This is a genomic window from Mycobacterium sp. 4858, assembly GCF_900240975.1.
In the GTDB taxonomy this organism is placed as follows: domain Bacteria; phylum Actinomycetota; class Actinomycetes; order Mycobacteriales; family Mycobacteriaceae; genus Mycobacterium.
The window spans coordinates 3,490,868-3,508,476 of record NZ_LT968776.1 but is presented as its reverse complement, the minus strand read 5'-3'; the positions used below and the strand labels follow the sequence as shown (position 1 = coordinate 3,508,476).

The 17,609-nt window shown below is 68.8% G+C and carries 17 protein-coding genes, 1 tRNA gene and 1 pseudogene; 11 read left to right on the top strand and 8 right to left on the bottom strand.

All coding sequences use genetic code 11. From position 1 onward, the window contains the following. Positions 1-98: 98 nt before the first annotated feature. Positions 99-797 (top strand): annotated as a pseudogene (locus C1737_RS25325) (diaminopimelate decarboxylase); the annotation flags it as partial. Between the two features lie 39 nt (positions 798-836). On the opposite strand, the gene C1737_RS25320 reads toward C1737_RS25325, so the two are convergent. Next, the gene (locus tag C1737_RS25320; protein WP_142393504.1) at positions 837-1,430 is read right to left on the bottom strand and encodes a TetR/AcrR family transcriptional regulator; all 594 of its coding nucleotides are present in this window, start codon (positions 1,428-1,430) and stop codon (positions 837-839) included. A 163-nt stretch (positions 1,431-1,593) separates the two neighbouring features. Between C1737_RS25320 and C1737_RS25315 the strand changes: the two genes are divergently transcribed. From C1737_RS25315 to pth, 8 genes are all read left to right on the top strand, one after another. Next, positions 1,594-1,665, top strand: a tRNA-Gln gene (locus tag C1737_RS25315). 187 nt (positions 1,666-1,852) lie between these two features. Further along, complete coding sequence (gene glmU, locus C1737_RS25310; protein ID WP_067920295.1) at positions 1,853-3,340, top strand: bifunctional UDP-N-acetylglucosamine diphosphorylase/glucosamine-1-phosphate N-acetyltransferase GlmU; 1,488 nt, start codon at positions 1,853-1,855, stop codon at positions 3,338-3,340. A gap of 91 nt (positions 3,341-3,431) precedes the next feature. Continuing rightward, entirely contained in the window at positions 3,432-4,412 is a 981-nt protein-coding gene (locus tag C1737_RS25305) for a ribose-phosphate diphosphokinase (RefSeq protein ID WP_067920297.1), read from the top strand. Continuing rightward, complete coding sequence (gene arsC, locus C1737_RS25300; RefSeq protein WP_067920299.1) at positions 4,413-4,769, top strand: arsenate reductase (glutaredoxin); 357 nt, start codon at positions 4,413-4,415, stop codon at positions 4,767-4,769. Beyond that, a complete protein-coding gene (locus tag C1737_RS25295; protein ID WP_067920301.1) occupies positions 4,766-5,413 on the top strand; it encodes an LpqN/LpqT family lipoprotein in 648 nt (215 codons plus the stop codon). The genes arsC and C1737_RS25295 overlap by 4 nt, the downstream gene beginning before the upstream one ends. A 119-nt stretch (positions 5,414-5,532) precedes the next feature. After that, entirely contained in the window at positions 5,533-6,414 is an 882-nt protein-coding gene (locus tag C1737_RS25290; protein ID WP_102419751.1) for an oxidoreductase, read from the top strand. 137 nt (positions 6,415-6,551) lie between these two features. After that, a complete protein-coding gene (locus tag C1737_RS25285) occupies positions 6,552-7,220 on the top strand; it encodes a 50S ribosomal protein L25/general stress protein Ctc (protein ID WP_068095254.1) in 669 nt (222 codons plus the stop codon). Positions 7,221-7,232: 12 nt separating this feature from the next. Next, entirely contained in the window at positions 7,233-7,808 is a 576-nt protein-coding gene (gene pth / locus C1737_RS25280; protein WP_102419750.1) for an aminoacyl-tRNA hydrolase, read from the top strand. A gap of 8 nt (positions 7,809-7,816) precedes the next feature. Here pth and C1737_RS25275 read toward each other — a convergent pair whose 3' ends face one another. The 5 genes from C1737_RS25275 to C1737_RS25250 all read right to left on the bottom strand — a co-directional run bounded on the left by C1737_RS25275 (position 7,817) and on the right by C1737_RS25250 (position 13,866). Next, a complete protein-coding gene (locus tag C1737_RS25275) occupies positions 7,817-9,451 on the bottom strand; it encodes a fatty acyl-AMP ligase (protein WP_102419749.1) in 1,635 nt (544 codons plus the stop codon). Between the two features lie 326 nt (positions 9,452-9,777). Beyond that, the gene (locus C1737_RS25265; protein ID WP_197509130.1) at positions 9,778-10,734 is read right to left on the bottom strand and encodes a 4-(cytidine 5'-diphospho)-2-C-methyl-D-erythritol kinase; all 957 of its coding nucleotides are present in this window, start codon (positions 10,732-10,734) and stop codon (positions 9,778-9,780) included. Between the two features lie 66 nt (positions 10,735-10,800). Further along, positions 10,801-11,754: a 16S rRNA (adenine(1518)-N(6)/adenine(1519)-N(6))-dimethyltransferase RsmA gene (gene rsmA / locus C1737_RS25260; RefSeq protein ID WP_067920312.1), complete on the bottom strand. Its 954-nt coding sequence runs from the start codon at positions 11,752-11,754 to the stop codon at positions 10,801-10,803. Further along, positions 11,718-12,845 carry a resuscitation-promoting factor gene (locus tag C1737_RS25255; protein WP_197509131.1) on the bottom strand — a complete coding sequence of 376 codons (1,128 nt, stop codon included), beginning with the start codon at positions 12,843-12,845 and terminating at the stop codon, positions 11,718-11,720. The genes rsmA and C1737_RS25255 overlap by 37 nt, the downstream gene beginning before the upstream one ends. Before the next feature lie 166 nt (positions 12,846-13,011). Beyond that, on the bottom strand, positions 13,012-13,866 hold the full coding sequence (locus tag C1737_RS25250; protein WP_102419748.1) for a TatD family hydrolase: 855 nt from the start codon (positions 13,864-13,866) through the stop codon (positions 13,012-13,014). Positions 13,867-13,885: 19 nt separating this feature from the next. On the opposite strand from C1737_RS25250, the gene metG reads away from it, so the two are divergent. Together metG and C1737_RS25240 are read left to right on the top strand one after the other, a co-directional pair. Further along, positions 13,886-15,436, top strand: a complete 1,551-nt coding sequence (metG, locus tag C1737_RS25245) for a methionine--tRNA ligase (RefSeq protein WP_102419747.1) — start codon at positions 13,886-13,888, stop codon at positions 15,434-15,436. A gap of 147 nt (positions 15,437-15,583) precedes the next feature. After that, positions 15,584-15,946, top strand: a complete 363-nt coding sequence (locus C1737_RS25240) for a PAS domain-containing protein (protein WP_102419746.1) — start codon at positions 15,584-15,586, stop codon at positions 15,944-15,946. A 141-nt stretch (positions 15,947-16,087) separates the two neighbouring features. On the opposite strand, the gene C1737_RS25235 is transcribed toward C1737_RS25240, so the two are convergent. Continuing rightward, positions 16,088-16,798 carry a TetR/AcrR family transcriptional regulator gene (locus C1737_RS25235; protein WP_102419745.1) on the bottom strand — a complete coding sequence of 237 codons (711 nt, stop codon included), beginning with the start codon at positions 16,796-16,798 and terminating at the stop codon, positions 16,088-16,090. A gap of 128 nt (positions 16,799-16,926) precedes the next feature. Beyond that, a complete protein-coding gene (locus C1737_RS25230; protein WP_102419744.1) occupies positions 16,927-17,604 on the bottom strand; it encodes a TetR/AcrR family transcriptional regulator in 678 nt (225 codons plus the stop codon). Between the last annotated feature and the right edge of the window lie 5 nt (positions 17,605-17,609).

The window sequence follows — 17,609 nt, the reverse complement described above, 5'->3', positions numbered from 1 at the left end:
ATTCTAGGGGCGCCAAGATTCGTCAATTTCGAGCCCGGCGCCGTCAAGGGGTCGTAAGGAAAACCCCGACCGCCTCGGCGCGGGCGCACCGTGGACTCATGACATTGCTGGACATCCTGCCGTCCATCGGTGACGCGGCGCCCCCGCTGTGCGCCGGCGCCGGACGCCACGCCCCGGCCGGCGTGGCCGACGAGGCCGATTTCCGGGAGCGCGCCCGCCGTTGGCGCAAAGCGCTGCGGGGTGCGCGCGTCGTCTACTTCGGCCGGTCGCCGCTGACCGCCGAGGTCGCGCGCTTCGTACGCGAACAGGGCCTCGGCATCGGCGTCCGCTCGGACGGCGAGCTGGCGGTCGCCCTCGCCGCGGGGACGGACCCGGCACGCATCGTCGCGCACCCAGGATCGCCCGAGTTGTTGCGCGACGCGGTGGGCGTCGGCGTCGGGCGCATCGTGCTGGACTCGCCCATCGAGGCTCCCCACGTCGCCGGCCCGGCGCGGCGCGGGCCGGCGCGCACCACCTTCGACCTGGTGGGCCTGCACTGCCGGCCGGATCCTTCGGCCACCCGGGCCGGCGCCGCGGCCCGCTACGACGAGGCGATCCGCCGGACGATTGCCGCCATGGCGGACGTCCGCGCCCGGCACGACATCATCCTCACCGAACTTCACTTGGGTGGTGACCAGGCCGATCCCTACGTCGTGGGCGGATCGGAACCCGGTGCCGACGAGCTGGCCGCCATCATCGAGGACGCGCTCGACGAGGCCTGCGCCGCAGAGCATTTCCCCCGGCCCGTCGTCGCGGTGGGTGTGACGCTGACCGCATGAACCCGCCGGGCCGAGCCCCTACTGGTCCTGCAGCCTGGGGTCGGCCTCCAGATGGGTCAGCCCGTTCCACATCAGGTTGACCAGGTGCGCGGCGACCACTTCTTTCTTGGGCTCGCGGGTGTCGAGCCACCACTGCGCCGTCATCGACACCGAGCCCACCAGCGCCTGCGCGTACAGCGGCGCCAGCTCCGGGTCCAGGCCGCGACGCGCGAAGTCGCCGGCCAGGATGGAACTGACCTGGCTGACGGCGTCGTTGAGCAGGCTGGAGTAGGTGCCGGAGCTGATCGCGGCCGGCGAGTCGCGGATCATGATCCGGAAGCCGTCGGTGCGCTCCTCGACGTAGGTGAGCAACGCCAGCGCGACCCGTTCGACGCGCACCCGGGACCGGTTGTTGGTCAGCGACGAGGTGATGCCGTCGAGCAACGCCGACATCTCCCGGTCGACGACCACGGCGTACAACCCCTCCTTGCCGCCGAAATGTTCGTAGACGACCGGCTTGGACACGTTGGCGCGCAGCGCGATCTCCTCGATCGAGGTGCCCTCGTAGCCGCGTTCGGCGAACAGCGAGCGTGCGATGCCGATGAGTTGCTGTCGGCGCTCGCTGCCGGTCATCCGCGCGCGCGGCGCGCGCACCTCCTTGTCCGGCTCCTTATCGAGAACAGCCACGTCAATCAGCGTATAGCGTCGACAGGCCCGAAAAGCCGGTGTATCACTCGGCGCCGCGGTCGGCGCGCACACCGTCTAAAGTCTTGGGTTGGCGCGGTCTGCCGCCCGGTCCGTCGTGGTGTAATCGGCAGCACCTCTGATTTTGGTTCAGATAGTTCAGGTTCGAGTCCTGGCGACGGAGCACGGCTCGCGAGTGTGGGGCCTATGGACGAATTCGCGGCAGTTTCCATACCTAGGGCCCACAGTCGGCGAGTCGACCTAGGCGCCAGCCCTGGGCGCGGTCTTTGCGTCAACATCAGATGAAGTGCCACGCTTGACGGCGTGTCGTCCTACGGAGACGGCGTCCCCGCCGGGGTTGAGGAGAGTTGATGGCGTCTCGTGGTGATACCGCGGTCCTGGTGCTCGCGGCCGGGCCCGGCACCCGGATGCGTTCGGACACCCCCAAGGTGCTGCACGAGATCGGCGGGCGCAGCATGCTGTCGCACCTGCTGCACGCCATCACCAAGGTCGCGCCGCAGCACCTGGTCGTCGTCCTGGGCCACGATCATCAGCGCATCGCGCCGCTGGTGGCCGAATCGGCCGACGCCCTCGGCCGTGGCATCGAGGTCGCCCTGCAGGACCGGCCGCTGGGCACCGGCCACGCGGTCCGCTGCGGGCTGTCCGCGCTGCCCGACGACTACGCCGGCGTGGTCGTCGTCACCTCCGGCGACACGCCGCTGCTGGACCCCGACACCCTGGCGGGCCTGATCGAGACGCACAACGCCGGGGCTGCCGCCGCGACCGTCCTCACCACGACCCTGGACGACCCCACCGGCTATGGCCGCATCCTGCGCACCCAGGACGACGAGGTCACCGCGATCGTGGAGCACGCCGACGCAACGCCGTCCCAGCGGGAAATCCGCGAGGTGAACGCCGGGGTCTACGCCTTCGACGTCGCGGCGTTGCGCTCCGCGCTGAGCCGGCTGAGCTCCGACAACGCCCAGCAGGAGCTCTACCTGACCGACGTCATCTCGATCCTGCGCGGGGACGGGCGGGCCATCCAGGCCCAGCACGTCGACGACAGCGCCCTGGTCGCCGGCGTCAACAACCGCGTGCAGCTGGCGCAACTGGGCGCCGAGCTCAACCGCCGCCTCGTCGCCGCCCATCAGATGGCCGGGGTGACCATCGTGGACCCGGCGACCACCTGGATCGACGTCGACGTCACGATCGGGCGCGACACCGTCATCCACCCCGGCACGCAGCTGCTGGGGCGCAGCCAGGTCGGGAGCCACTGCGTCGTCGGCCCCGACACCACACTCACCGACGTCACCGTTGGCGACGGTGCGTCGGTGGTGCGCACGCACGGCACGTCGTCGTCCATCGGTGCGGGGGCCACGGTCGGCCCGTTCACCTATCTGCGGCCCGGCACCGTGCTGGGCGACGAAGGCAAGCTCGGGGCGTTCGTCGAGACCAAGAACTCCACGATCGGCACGGGCACCAAGGTTCCGCACCTGACGTACGTCGGGGACGCCGACATCGGCGAACACAGCAACATCGGGGCGTCGAGCGTCTTCGTCAACTACGACGGCACGTCCAAGGCCCGCACCACCGTCGGCTCGCACGTGCGCACCGGGTCGGACACCATGTTCGTCGCCCCGGTGACGGTCGGCGACGGGGCGTACACCGGCGCGGGAACCGTGGTCCGCGACGACGTCCCGCCGGGCGCGCTGGCCGTGTCCGCGGGCCCGCAGCGCAACATCGAGGGCTGGGTACAGCGCAAACGACCGGGCAGCGCGGCCGCCGAGGCGGCCGAGAAGGCGGCCCGAAAACCGTCCGGGGCCGTCGAAGGGAAATCCGAGCCCGAACAGACACCGTGATGTCGGTTTCTGGTAACCCGGCCACTTTTCCGTACGATTCGCTACGTACGATTGGCCATCCACTTTTGATCCGAACGGCGAGGGCAGTGCGTTGAGCCACGACTGGACCGACAACCGCAAAAACCTGATGCTCTTCTCCGGCCGTGCGCACCCGGAGTTGGCCGAGCAGGTGGCAAAGGAGCTCGACGTCCACGTCACCGCTCAGACGGCGCGCGAGTTCGCCAACGGCGAGATCTTCGTGCGGTTCCACGAGTCGGTGCGCGGGTGCGACGCGTTCGTCCTGCAATCACATCCGAATCCGGTGAACAACTGGCTGATGGAACAGCTGATCATGATCGACGCGCTCAAGCGGGGCAGCGCCAAGCGGATCACCGCGGTCATGCCGTTCTACCCGTACGCCCGGCAGGACAAGAAGCATCGCGGCCGCGAACCGATCTCGGCGCGGCTGGTCGCCGACCTGCTCAAGACCGCGGGCGCCGACCGGATCGTGACCGTCGACCTGCACACCGACCAGATCCAGGGATTCTTCGACGGGCCGGTCGACCACATGCGCGCCCAGAACCTGCTGACCGGGTACATCCGCGACAACTACCCCGACGGCAACATGGTGGTCGTCTCCCCCGACTCGGGCCGGGTACGCATCGCCGAGAAGTGGGCCGACGCATTGGGTGGCGTTCCACTGGCCTTCATTCACAAGACCCGCGATCCGCGGGTGCCCAACCAGGTGGTGTCCAACCGGGTCGTCGGCGAAGTGCAGGGCAGGACCTGCGTGCTCATCGACGACATGATCGATACCGGCGGCACCATCGCGGGCGCGGTCAAGTTGCTGCGCGACGAGGGCGCCGGTGACGTGATCATCGCGGCCACCCACGGCGTGCTGTCCGACCCGGCCGCCGAGCGGCTCGCCGCGTCCGGCGCGCGGGAGGTGATCGTCACCAACACGCTGCCGATCGGCGAGGAGAAGCGTTTCCCCCAGCTCACCGTCCTGTCCATTGCGCCGCTGTTGGCCAGCACCATTCGCGCCGTCTTCGAAAACGGCTCCGTGACGGGGCTTTTCGACGGGGACGCCTAGATGGCTGTACAGCCTGCCGAAGCCGTCATCTACCACAATCCCCGGTGCAGCACCTCCCGTAAGACGCTGGATCTGTTGCGCGACAACGGCGTTGAGCCGACGATCGTCGAGTACCTGAAGACCCCGCCGTCGCGCACCGAACTGGCTCGCATGATCAGCGATTCGGGGATCGACGTGCGGACCGCGGTACGCAAGAAGGAATCGCTGTACGCAGAGCTCGATCTGGCGGATGCGACCGACGATGAGTTGCTCGACGCCATGGCCGAGCATCCGATCCTGATCGAGCGGCCGTTCGTCGTGACGGCGAAGGGCACCCGGCTGGGCCGGCCGGTCGAGAAGGTCCGCGAGATTCTGTGAGGCGCGCGTGCGCGGCCGCGGCCATCGCGCTGACGCTGCCCGCGGCGGCGTGCGGCCCGAAAACGCCTGACTATCAATCGATCTGGTCGACGACTCCGACGACCACGACCACCACGACGCGGGTGGCGAAACCCGTCCCGCTGTCGCAGTATCTGCAGAACATCGGCGTGACCGGCCAGCAGGTCGCGCCGGGCAACCTGCCCGACCTGACGGTGTCGATCCCGACTCCCTCGGGCTGGACGGCGGCGAACAACCCGCACATCGCGCCCGAGACGGTGATGATCTCCAAGGGCGGCAAGTATCCGACCGCCCGGCTCGTAGTCTTCCTGCTGCGCGGCGACTTCGATCCGGCCCAGGTGATCCAGCACGGTAACGACGACGCCCAGTTGTTCGAGAACTTCAAGCAGCTGGACGCCTCGTCGACGCCCTACAACGGCTTCCCCTCGTCGATGATCCAGGGCAGCTACGACCTGGACGGCACGCGGCTGCACAGCTTCAACCGGATCGTCATCGCGACCGGGTCTTCGCCCGCCCACCAGCGGTATTTGGTTCAGCTCACCATCACCGACCTCGCGAACGAGGCGGTCGCGCAGTCCACCGACATCGAGGCGATCATGCGGGGGTTCGTCGTCGCGGCGAAGTGATTTCAGACCGCCGGGCTTCGCCGAGATTGCCACCACGGTCGTGATCGCCGCCGCAACCACCGCCGCGGCGGCAATCTCGGCGCGATCCCGCTGAGCCGGCCGGATTAGGCTCGTCAGCCATGACCAACTGGACCGCCGCAGACCTGCCCTCGTTCGCCGGGCGCACCGTCATCGTCACGGGCGCCAACAGCGGGCTGGGCGCGGTGACCGCCCGCGAACTGGCGCGGTGCGGCGCGACGCTCGTCATGGCCGTCCGCGACGTCCGCAAGGGCGAGAAGGCCGCGCTGCAGATCCGGGGCTCCCACACCGGCCCCGTCGAGGTGCGCTCACTCGACCTGCAGAACCTCTCTTCGGTGCGCGAATTCGCCGGCGGGGTCGACAAGGTCGACGTGCTGATCAACAACGCGGGCATCATGGCCGCCCCGTACCGGCAGACCTTCGACGGCTTCGAGAGCCAGATCGGCACCAACCACCTCGGGCATTTCGCGCTCACCAACCTGTTGCTGCCCAAGCTCACCGATCGCGTGGTGACCGTGTCGTCGATGGCGCACTGGGCGGGCCGGATCAGCCTCGACGACCTGAACTGGAAGACGCGGCGCTACTCGCCGTGGCTGGCCTACAGCCAGTCCAAGCTCGCCAACCTGCTGTTCACCAGCGAGCTGCAGCGCCGGCTGGACGGGGCCGGTTCCGCGCTGCGCGCGCTGGCCGCCCACCCCGGCTACTCGCACACCAACCTGCAGGGGGCCTCGGGTCGCAGGCTGGGTGACGCGATGATGTCGGCGGTCACCCGGATCGTCGCCACCGACGCCGACTTCGGGGCCCGCCAGACGTTGTATGCCGCGTCGCAGGACCTTCCGGGCGACACGTTCGTCGGGCCGCGGTTCGGGCAGACCGGCCGCACCCAGCCGGTCAGGCGCAGCCGGCGGGCACAGGACCGGGCGATGGCGACGGCGCTGTGGGGACTGTCGGAGCAGCTCACCGGCACCGAATTTCCGCTCTGAGGTGCGCATGCGCTAACCTGACCGGGCGTCACGGCGAGGGTGGCTGGCCAGCCAGCACCGTTATCGACGGAGACCGACGAACTGTCGCGACCCTGGCCGTGCCCACACTCAGGCACCGAGCACACAGGAGCGACACGATGGCCAAGTCCGCGGGCAACCAACTCACCGCCACGGTACGAACCGAGACCGGCAAGGGCGCGTCCCGCCGGGCCCGCCGCGAAGGCAAGATTCCCGCCGTCCTCTACGGCCACGGCGCCGAGCCGCAGCACCTGGAGTTGCCGGGTCACGACTTCGCGGCGGTGTTGCGCCACGCGGGCACCAACGCGGTGCTGAGCCTGGACATCGACGGCAAGGAACAGCTGGCGCTGACCAAGGCGCTCGACATCCACCCGATCCGCCGCACCATTCAGCACGCCGACCTGCTGGTCGTGCGCCGTGGCGAGAAGGTGGTCGTGGAGGTCAACGTCGTCATCGAGGGCGACGCCGCACCCGGCACCCTGGTCACCCAGGACACCAACACCATCGAGATCGAGGCCGAGGCCCTGTCGATCCCCGAGCAGCTGACGGTGTCGGTGCAGGACGCCGAGCCCGGCACCCAGTTCGCCGCCGGGCAGATCGAGCTGCCGCGGGGCGTCAACCTGATCTCCGACCCGGAGATGCTGGTGGTCAACGTGGTGGTCGCGCCGACCGCCGAGGACCTCGAGGAAGAGGGCGCCGGCGAGGCCGCCGCGGGCGCACCCGCCCCGGCGGAAGAGGAAGCCGGCGAGGCCACAGATTCCGGGGCCCCCGCGGGCGAGTCCGAGTAGGCGGACCGCAACGTGGCCGAGCCGTTGCTGGTGGTCGGCCTGGGCAACCCCGGAGACAACTACGCCCGCACCCGGCACAACCTCGGGTTCATGGTCGCCGACCTGCTCGCCGACCGGTTGGGCTCGAAGTTCAAGGTGCACAAGCGGTCCGGGGCCGACGTGGTCAGCGGTCGACTGGCGGGGCACTCGGTGCTGGTCGCCAAGCCGCGCTGCTACATGAACGAGTCCGGCCGCCAGGTCGGGCCGTTGGCGAAGTTCTATTCGGTGCCGCCGGCCGACATCGTCGTCGTCCACGACGACCTCGACCTCGATTTCGGCCGGATCCGGCTCAAGGTCGGCGGCGGCGAGGGCGGCCACAACGGCCTGCGCTCGGTGGCGTCCGCGCTGGGCACCAAGGAGTTTCAGCGCGTCCGTATCGGGATCGGCCGGCCGCCGGGACGCAAAGACCCGGCGGCATTCGTGTTGGAGAACTTCTCGGCCGCCGAGCGCGCCGAGGTCCCCACCATCTGCGAGCAGGCGGCCGACGCCACCGAGTTGCTGATCGAGCTGGGGCTGGAGCCGGCGCAGAACCGCGTCCACGCCTGGTAGAGCCGCCCCTAGGTGACCAGGGTCGCGGAGTGCGACCGGCGCAGCTTGCCCGACGGTGTCTTCGGGATGGTGCCCGGCCCGAGCACCACCACGTTGCGCGGCCGCATGTCGACCTCGGCCACCACCTCGCGGGCGACCTGGTGCTCGATCCGGCGCACCTCGGCCGGGTCCTGCCAGGCGTTGGATTCGACGGCGACGGCGAAGGTCTCGCGTGAGTGGCCGGCGTCCAGGCGCACCGCCACGGCGCACCCGGGCCGCACCCCCTCGACACGGCCGGCGGCCCGCTCGATGTCGGTCGGATAGATGTTGCGGCCCGCCATGATGATGACGTCCTTGACGCGGCCGCACACCACGACGTGGCCCTCTTCGGTCATGTAGCCGAGGTCGCCCGTGTCGTACCAGCCGTTCTCGTCCTGCGCCGGGATAAAGCCGCCCATGGTCAGGTAGCCGGGCGTCAGCGACTCCCCGCGCAGTTCGATGACGCCGACGCCGCGCGGCGGCATCACGTCGCCGTTCTCGTCGATGATGCGCGCCTCGAGGTCCTGCAGCAGCGGGCCGAGCGTGGCCAGCCTGCGGGTGTTGCCCTTGGTGGCGGGCACGGCCCGGCGCAGCGCGGCCAGCAGGTCGGCGTCGACCTCGTCGACGACCAGGCCGGCGTTGCACTCCGAGAACGACACCGCCAGCGTGGTCTCGGCCATGCCGTAGGCCGGCAGGATCGCCGAGGGCCGCAGGCCGAACGGCTTACCCGCGTCGAGCAGGTCCTCGACGTCGGCGGGTTCGACCGGCTCGGCGCCCGACAGCGCGAACCGCAGGGTGGACAGGTCGAAGTCGCCGGGCTTGGCGTTGCGGCGCAGCCGCTTGGCGAGCAGCGCGTAGGCGAAGTTGGGCGCCGCGGTCATGGTGCCCTTGTACTTGTCGATGAGCTTGGCCCACAGCAGCGTGTCGCGCAGGAAGTCCATCGGCGTGACCTTGACCAGCTCCGCGCCGAAGTACATCGGGATGGTCAGGAAGCCGACCATCCCCATGTCGTGGAAGCAGGGCAGCCAGCTGACCATGACGTCCCTGTCGACGTCGTACTGCGCGCCGATGAACATCGCCTCGGCGTTGGAGTAGATGTTGCGGTGGGTGATCTGGACGGCCTTGGGAGACCCGGTGGAGCCGCTCGTCAGCTGCATCAGCGCCAGGTCGTCCTCGCCGACCTCGATGGGGTCGACCGGATCCGAGGCCAGCAGGTCGGCGACGGTGAGGACCTTGATGCCCTTCTCCTCGAGCACGGGGATGGCCACCAGGAAGGGCTCGGAGACGATGACGGCCCTCGCCTCGATCATGCCGATGACGGTCATGGTGTCTTCCGCCCACACGGCCAGGTCGGTGCGCGGGGTGGGCTGGTGCAGCATCGTCAGGCTGGCGCCGCGCATCCACAGGCCCTGCGCCGTCGGGGCGATCTCCACCGGGAAGCCGGCCAGCACACCGACCGCGTCGCCCAGCCCGATACCGGCGGCGGCCAGGCCGCCCGCGATGCGGCGGGCGCGCTCGTGGACCTCGCCCCAGGTGTGGCGGACCGGTTCGTGGGGTTCACCGGTGACCATGCCCGTCGTCGCGTTGCGGGCATTGCGGTACATCTTCTCGGTAAACCTGCTCACACAAACCTCCTCGGTTCTGGCGCTCGCCACAACGCCCGGGATCTCATATTCCGCTCCCCGGGTAATGCTTGGGAGCAGGCACGCAAACACAGTCGGGCGGCAGTTAGGTCTCGAATCGGCGATGGGTCGACGGCCAGGCATCCGGCCATCCGGTCGGCGCGAATCGAGCCCCGAAAACGCCGGTGGGCCCGAAGTATCAGTCGTCCGCCGGAAACCCCGGCGGACGACGAAAATAAGTGTTGTTGCTCAGCGCTACCCGTCACCGCGGATTATCTTAAACTCCTCTTAGGGAACAGCCCAAACGAATGCCCGATTTGGGGCGATTTTCACACTTCGGTGGGGGCGGGCACGACCCGCGCGCCGGCCACCGGCCCGCTGGCGACGCGCACTGTGCGGCAGACTCCCACGCCGGACACCTCGGTGCCCACGTCGACCGCCGAGGCCGCCGAGGAGCACAGGAAGGCGCACGTCGGGCCGGAGCCGGACACGATGCCCGCCAGGGCGCCGGCCTCGACCCCGGCGCGCAGGGTGCGGCGCAGTTTGGGATTGAGGCTAACCGCGGCGGCCTGCATCTCGTTGCCCAGCAAGGACGCCAGCTGGTCGGCGTCGCCCGCGGCCAGCGCCGCCAACACCGGTCCGGGCCCGGCAAGCCGCGGCGGGTGCCCCGCCTCCCGCAGCCGGTCCAGCTCGGCGAACACCGCCGGCGTGAGCAGCTCGCCGTCGGCGAACGCCAGCACCCAGTGGAAGGTGTTCCGGGACAACACCGTGGCCAGTTCCTCGCCGCGGCCGGTCCCCAGCGCGGTGCCGCCGTGCAGCGCGAAGGGCACGTCGCTACCCAGCCGTGCGGCGAGCATCCGCAGGTCGCGGCGGGGCACGTTGAGCTCCCACAGCGAGTTCATGGCGACCAGCACGGCCGCCGCGTCGGCGCTGCCGCCGGCCATCCCACCGGCCACCGGGATGGATTTGTCGATCATGATCGAGACGTCGGGCGCCCGGCCCACGTGCTCGGCCATGAGTTCGGCGGCCTGCCAGGCGAGGTTGCGCTCGTCGGTCGGCAGTTTGTCGGCGCCCTCCCCGACGACCTCGAGGGAGAGCACGTCGGCGTTGCGGACCGTCACCTCATCGAGCAGGGAGACGGCCTGGAAAACGGTCGTCAGCTCGTGGTAGCCGTCCTCGCGGCGGTCGCCGACCTCCAGATACAGGTTGACCTTCCCGGGCACCCGGACGGTGACCGACCCGGTGGGCACCCACTGGGCGGCGGTGTTGCCGTCAGTCATCGTCACCCACCGCAGCAGACTATCGCTGCGACCGGCCGGCTACACGCATTCGCCACCCGGAAGAAGCCGCAGTCAGCTCGGGGACGGCTGCTGTTCGGCCGCGGGCGGGCCGGGCGCGGGCGCGGTGCCGGAAGATTCGGTCGATCGCCGCAACAGCCGCACGAAGTCGTCGATCGACAGCGTCTCGCCGCGGCGGGCCGGGTCGATGCTGGCCGCCAGCAGCCGGTTCGCCGACTCGTTGCCCGAGCCGGCCCACTCCGCGAACGCGTTGCGAACGGTCTTGCGCCGCTGCGCGAACGCGATGTCCACCAACTGGAACACCTGGCGCCGGAAGGCTTCGTCGGTGGGCCACTGCGCAGTGGCGTAACGGTCGATGCGAACCAGTCCCGAGTACACGCGGGGAATCGGCCAGAAGACCGTCGGCGACACCATGCCACACCGCCGAACCGTTCCGAAGAAGCGGACCTTGACGCTGGGCACGCCGTAGTCCTTGCCGCCAGGCTCGGCGGCCAGGCGTTCGGCCACCTCCGCCTGCACCATCACCGTCACGGTCCGGATGGACGGGAACCCGGCGAGCAGGTGCAGCAGCGCCGGGACCGCCACGTTGTACGGCAGGTTGGCGACGACCGCGTTGGGCGCGGCGGCCAGCTCGTCCGGCCGCAGGGTCAACACGTCACGGTTGAGCACGGTCAGCCGCTGGATCTCGCTGTTCGAGTGCTCGGTGACGGTCTGCGGCAGGCGATCGGCCAGCACCGGGTCGATTTCGACGGCGGTGACGGTGGCGCCGCGGTCGAGCAAGGCCAGCGTCAGCGAGCCCAGGCCGGGGCCGACCTCGAGGACGTGGTCGGCCCGGCCGACCCCGGAGGTCGAGACGATCCGGCGGACCGTGTTGGCGTCGTGGACGAAGTTCTGACCGAGGGATTTCCGGGGCCGAAAATCAAGTTCTTTGGCAAGCCGCCTGATCTCGGTGCGACCGAGCAGCCGGATGGTCAGTTCGCACCAGCTCTTCCGCTGCACACCGGCCAGGCGCCCCAGCCCTGGCGCTGGCGGGTCACCTCGGCGACCGCGATCTGTTCTTCTCGGGTGGCCAGGTCCGCGCGCGAGGCGAAGCGCAGCCCGCCGTTGCGCTCCCAGGTGCCCTGGTCGAACTGCACGCCGCCGTAGTAGCCGTTGCCGGTGTTGATCGCCCAGTTTCCGCCGGCCTCGCAGCCCGCGATCGCGTCCCAGATGGATCCGTTGGTCACCGGTGGGACATCGGTGCCGGGCCTGGTGCCCACCCGCACCACCGCCTCACGGGCCGGGGTGATCACCGTGTTGGCGATCGGCAACCGCCCGGTCTCGACGCCGTTGACGGTGGCCACCGCGAAGGTGACGTCCTGGGTGCCCGGGGCGCCCGGGTCTTCGACCACCTGGCGGCTCATGTTCATGTCCGGGTCCTCGACCCGGCGGGCGTTCGGCGGCAACGGCATCCGCTCGGTGACCCGCTGGATCCGGTTACGGGTCACCTGGATCTCCATGCCGTCGACGATGGGCGACGACGCGCTCGGCACCGCCTGATCGCCCTCGAGCAGCGGCGCGCCGGCGGCGCTCAGCAGCCCCGCGACATTCGGTGCGGGCAGGTGGACCGTGCGGGTCGCGCCGCCGTCGTTGATGCGGACGGTCTTCGCGCTGACGACGGGCAGGGCCATTCCGGCCAGCGGGACCCGGCTGCCGCGGGAGGCCGCGGCCGGGGCGGTGTCGGTCATGGCGAGTTGGGCCAGCGCCTCGTCGACGGTCGACGCCGTCGTCCACACCTGCTTGGTGTCGCGGCCGTCCAGCGAGATCTGCAACGGCCGGCTGCGGCGCAACACGATGTTGGCGGCGTCGTGCACCTTGACGTCTCCGGCGGGGTACAGGTCGTCACGTTCGTCGACGGGGAAGCCGTTCTCCTGCACGATGTCGATCACCCGCGACTTCATCGTCGTGACCCGCATGGCGATTCCGTCGACGGTCAGCGTCACCGTCTTGCACGCGGAGACCGCGAATCCGCCGGCGAACGCCAGGACTACGAGCAGCCCTCCGACGACAAGCCGCAACATCGGCGACGGGGTCTGATGAAGTTTTGTTAATACAGTCAACGTGCGTCTATCCCGACCACAGCAAGCACTCCAACGACCTAATCAGCACCAAACGACAAATTAGGGCCCGGAGGCCCCACCCTTTCGATCACAAGACGGTAACGAACCGGCCAATGTTGAGCAACTCCTGCGCGACTTTGTTCACGCGATCGCGCCGGTCCGCGGGTCAACCGGGAGGCAGTCCGTAGACCCGGCGGGCGTTGTTCGTGGAGGCCAGCGCCAGCTCTTCGGCCGGACGACCTACCAGTTCAGCGACCGCCCGCACAGTATAAGGAAGGCAGTACGGCTCGTTGGGCGACCCGCGGTAGGGATGCGGCGTCAAGAAGGGCGCATCGGTCTCCACCAGAAGCTGCTGCAGGGGTATCAACGGAATGGCGTCCCGCAGCTCGCGGGCGTTGCGGAAACTCGCCGTCCCGGACAGGCTGAGCAGCCACCCGGCGTCCACGCATCGCCGGGCCATCGCGGCGCCCGACGAGAAGCAGTGGAAGATCACCGCGTCGGGGGCGCCCTCGGCGGCCAACACGTCGAGCACCTCGACATCGGCCTCGCGGTTGTGGATCATCAGCGGTTTTCCGCACCGCTTTGCCAGGTCGATATGCCAGGCGAAGGCGTCGCGCTGCGTGCCCGGCTGCGCGCACCCGTCGAGGCGGCCGGGCCAATACAGGTCCAGCCCGGTCTCGCCGACGGCCACCACCCGCGGATGCGCCGCCAGTCGCTCGATCTCGGTACGCGCGTCGTCGTCCAACGCGTCGGCGCGGGTCGGATGCAGTCCCACCGCGGCGTACACCCGCGGATCCCATTCGGCGGCGCGTGTCACCCAGCGCGCCGAATCCAGGTCGTCGGCGATGGTGACCACCGCGCCCACCCCGACCGCCGCGGCGCGGTCCACGATGGCGCGCACGTCCCCGGCGTCTCGCGCGCCGCAGGCGTCGAGGTGGGTGTGGGCGTCGATGAGGGGCGTCAGCGGTTCAGGCGCGGGCGGCGCCTCTCGTTCACCAGAGCGGTTGGAACTCACGGCCACACAATAGGGTGGACTCTCGATGAGGCCCTACTACGTCACCACGGCGATCACGTACCCCAACGGTGATCCGCACGTCGGGCATGCCTACGAGTACATCGCCACCGACGCCATCGCCCGGTTCAAGCGGCTGGACGGGTTCGACGTGCGATTCCTGACCGGGACCGACGAGCATGGCCTCAAGATGGTCGAGACGGCCGCGGCCGAGGGCATTCCCACCGCGGAGCTGGCGCGGCGCAACTCCGACGCGTTCCAGCGCCTGCAGGAGCGGCTGAACATCTCGTTCGACCGGTTCATCCGCACCACCGACCCGGACCACCACGAGGCCTCCAAGGCGATCTGGCGGCGGATGCAGGCCGCCGGGGACATTTACCTGGACACCTACTCGGGCTGGTATTCGGTGCGCGACGAGCGGTTCTTCGTCGAATCCGAGACCGCGATCGTCGACGGCACCCGGATCGCCGTCGAAACCGGCACCCCGGTGACGTGGACCGAGGAGCAGACCTATTTCTTCCGGCTGTCGGCGTATGCCGACAAGCTGCTGGCCCACTACGACGCCAACCCCGATTTCATCGGGCCCGAGGCGCGCCGCAACGAAGTCGTCAGCTTCGTCTCCGGCGGGCTGCGGGACCTGTCGATCTCGCGCACCTCCTTCGACTGGGGGGTGAAGGTGCCCGAACATCCCGATCACGTCATGTACGTCTGGGTCGACGCACTGACCAATTACCTGACCGGCGTCGGCTATCCGGACACCGAATCCGAGCTGTTCCGCCGTTACTGGCCGGCGGACTTGCACATGATCGGCAAGGACATCATCCGGTTCCACACGGTGTACTGGCCGGCATTTCTGATGTCAGCCGGGATCGAATTGCCGCGCCGGGTTTTCGCGCACGGCTTTCTCCTCAACCGCGGCCAGAAGATGAGCAAGTCGGTGGGCAACATCGTCGACCCGGTCGCCCTTATCGACACTTTCGGCGTGGACCAGCTCCGCTACTTCCTGTTGCGGGAGGTGCCGTTCGGTCAGGACGGCAGCTACACCGAAGACGCGATCGTCACCCGGATCAACTCCGACCTGGCCAACGAGCTCGGCAACCTGGCCCAGCGGTCGTTGTCCATGGTGGCCAAGAACCTCGGTGGGGTCGTCCCCGAACCGGGCGAGCTGACCGCCGCGGACGCGGACCTGCTGGCAACCGCCGACGGGTTGCTGGAGCGGGTGCGCGCCAGCTTCGACGGGCAGGCCATGCATCTGGCGTTGGAGGCGATCTGGCTGATGCTCGGCGAGGCCAACAAATACTTCTCGGCCCAGCAGCCGTGGGTGTTGCGCAAGAGCGAGTCCGAGGCGGATCAACTCCGGTTCCGGACCGTGCTGTACACCACCTGCGAGGCGGTCCGCATCGCGGCTCTGCTCGTCCAGCCGGTGATGCCCGACTCCGCCGGCAAGCTGCTCGACCTACTCGGGCAGCCGGCGGACCGGCGGGCGTTCGACGCCGTCGGCGCGCGCCTGGCCCCGGGCACGAAACTGCCGCCGCCCACAGGCGTGTTCCCCCGTTACCAGCTTCCCGAAGGCGGGTGAGCGGACACCGAAACGTGGTGGCCGGAAAAGAGGTGGCGCGCGGACCGGCGCATCCGCATCTGCCCAAAGGCCTCGTGTATAGCCTATGTTATGCGCCATAATCGGCCGGTGGAGCGACGACGCAATCGGCAGCACGCTGACTCGCCGATGACGGCCTTGAAGCAGTTGCCGGCATTGGTTGTGCTAGAGCGGATCCCGATCCCCGTGCTGGCCATCGAGAACGACGGCCGCATCCTGTTCGCCAACGCCGCGTTCGCCGAGATGATGGGTTACGAGCCGGAGGAGGTCTTGTCGCTCCGGTTCCACCAGATCTTCCATCACGCGCCGGACTCGGAATCGTTGTTATCGGTCGTTCATTCGCTGGCCAACATGGTCGTCGAGTTGGAGCACAAGGACGGCTCGGTGGTGCGCGCCCTGATGAGCAAGTCGGCGGCGATGCGGGCCGACGATCAGTTCGTCCTCGCGGCCTTCCAGGACCTGACCGAGCAGTTGTGGAAGGAAGACCGCTAGCCGCGGCAGGGCCGGCGGGTCGCAGCGCCGATCGGCGAATCCCGGCGTGGCGGACAACAACGCCCGGCGGATGCCGCGGGCGCGGACAACCGCGAAACAGAGTGCGGCACAACCGTCCTGAACTTCGGTGGGGAAAGCGGTCTACCCGATCAGGGGCTCGGTGTCGGCGTCTGCACGAGGCAGGGCAACGGAGCCATGGCGCATCACTTCGCGACTGAGGTATTGCCGGAAATAGGGAAGCGAAGCCTCCGTGACGGTGCCGGGCAGCAGCAGTTCCAGGATCTGACGCAGGCGCCCGGCGATGTCACCGGGGAGGGTGCGGTGCGCGTCGTGGCGAGCTGTCGCATTGAATACCAACCGCGTTCCGAACATGGCTCCGACGAGGAACTCGGAGAGCACTTCGGGATCGACGTCCTTGCGAAGGTCCCCCTCGCCGATCGCGCGCCGGGCCTGTTCTTCGACCATCGCCGAGAGGTCCGCATAGAAGCTCGCGGCGGCCTCGTTCAATCCGCTTAGGGCAGAGGCCAATTGCTCGGCCGTGCGAACCATCTTGTCCGAGTTCAGCACTTCGACGATGGTGAAGGCCCCGTGCAGCAGGTTCTCCAGTCCCGGCGACGACGACCCGCATACGTTGCGGAAGGCGGTGAGAAGAGTGTCGGAGCCCTCCTTGAGGATGTCCGATGCCAACGATTCCTTGGAATCGAAGTGATGATAGAGGGCGCCCTTGGTCATCCCCGTGCGTTCGATGATCGCGCCCCACCCGGCGGCGGCATATCCGACTTCGCCGAACACTTCGATCGCGGCATCGAGGATCTTGCGCCGAGTGGCCTCGGATCGGATCTGGCGCGCCACTGTGTCTGCACCTCCGGAGTCGCGTCGGATGCGCGGAGCCCCAGGTCTGGCCTCACATCGCCCGCCAAGACGTCCAAGGTTAGCAGCCGGTGCGACGGCGGGCGGGCCGTGTGGCCAGCCCGCTTCGGTTACCGCGAATCTTCCCCGGTCGAACCGGCGCTGACGGCGAGCGCCGCACGCCGCCTTAGGAATTGGCGGAAGTAATCGGCCCGGTCCGGTTGCAGGATTCCGCCCAGGATGAGCATCCAGCACCTCTCCAGGTCGAGCAGGAATCTTTCCGGGTCGTCGAGATTGCTGGTCTTGCGCAGCCCCATGTGCAGGGACACCATCAGTCGTCCCACGTCGTGGGGATCGCATTGGCCGTCGATGTCGCCCTCGTCAATGGCCTGCTGGGCCACGTCGGACAGGGCGTTCACCCAGCCGTTCATCAACGTGTCCTGCAGCCCCTCCGACGACCCGACCGACTCGATCAGATTCAGTCCGGCCCGGACCAGATCGGTCTTGATGTCCTGGACGGCGATGAGATACGAGAAGTCGATGAGGGTTTCCAGACCGGAAAGGCCCCTGGTCATCAACTCTCCCACCGCGACGGTGGCCGCGGCGATCTGCTTGTCGATGAGTTCCGCCGCAAGGGCGTGTTTCGACTTGAAGTGAAAGTACATCGCGCCTTTGGTCAGCTGCGCCTCGGCGAGAATGTCATCGAGACCGACGTCGTGGTACGGCCGGCGCGCGAACTGATGCGAGGCGGCCCGCAGAATCTGTCGCCGCGTCGCGTCGGCGCGCCCGTCGCTTGAATGGGTCGTCATCGGAC

What these genes read in the sequence shown, in the direction of transcription:
- glmU (WP_067920295.1), top strand. Translation starts at nt 1,853, where the DNA reads ATGGCGTCTCGTGGTGATACCGCGGTCCTGGTGCTCGCGGCCGGGCCC.
- arsC (WP_067920299.1), top strand. Translation starts at nt 4,413, where the DNA reads ATGGCTGTACAGCCTGCCGAAGCCGTCATCTACCACAATCCCCGGTGC.
- C1737_RS25240 (WP_102419746.1), top strand. Translation starts at nt 15,584, where the DNA reads ATGACGGCCTTGAAGCAGTTGCCGGCATTGGTTGTGCTAGAGCGGATC.
- C1737_RS25230 (WP_102419744.1), bottom strand. Translation starts at nt 17,604, where the DNA reads ATGACGACCCATTCAAGCGACGGGCGCGCCGACGCGACGCGGCGACAG.
- C1737_RS25285 (WP_068095254.1), top strand. Translation starts at nt 6,552, where the DNA reads ATGGCCAAGTCCGCGGGCAACCAACTCACCGCCACGGTACGAACCGAG.
- metG (WP_102419747.1), top strand. Translation starts at nt 13,886, where the DNA reads ATGAGGCCCTACTACGTCACCACGGCGATCACGTACCCCAACGGTGAT.
- C1737_RS25290 (WP_102419751.1), top strand. Translation starts at nt 5,533, where the DNA reads ATGACCAACTGGACCGCCGCAGACCTGCCCTCGTTCGCCGGGCGCACC.
- C1737_RS25320 (WP_142393504.1), bottom strand. Translation starts at nt 1,430, where the DNA reads ATGACCGGCAGCGAGCGCCGACAGCAACTCATCGGCATCGCACGCTCG.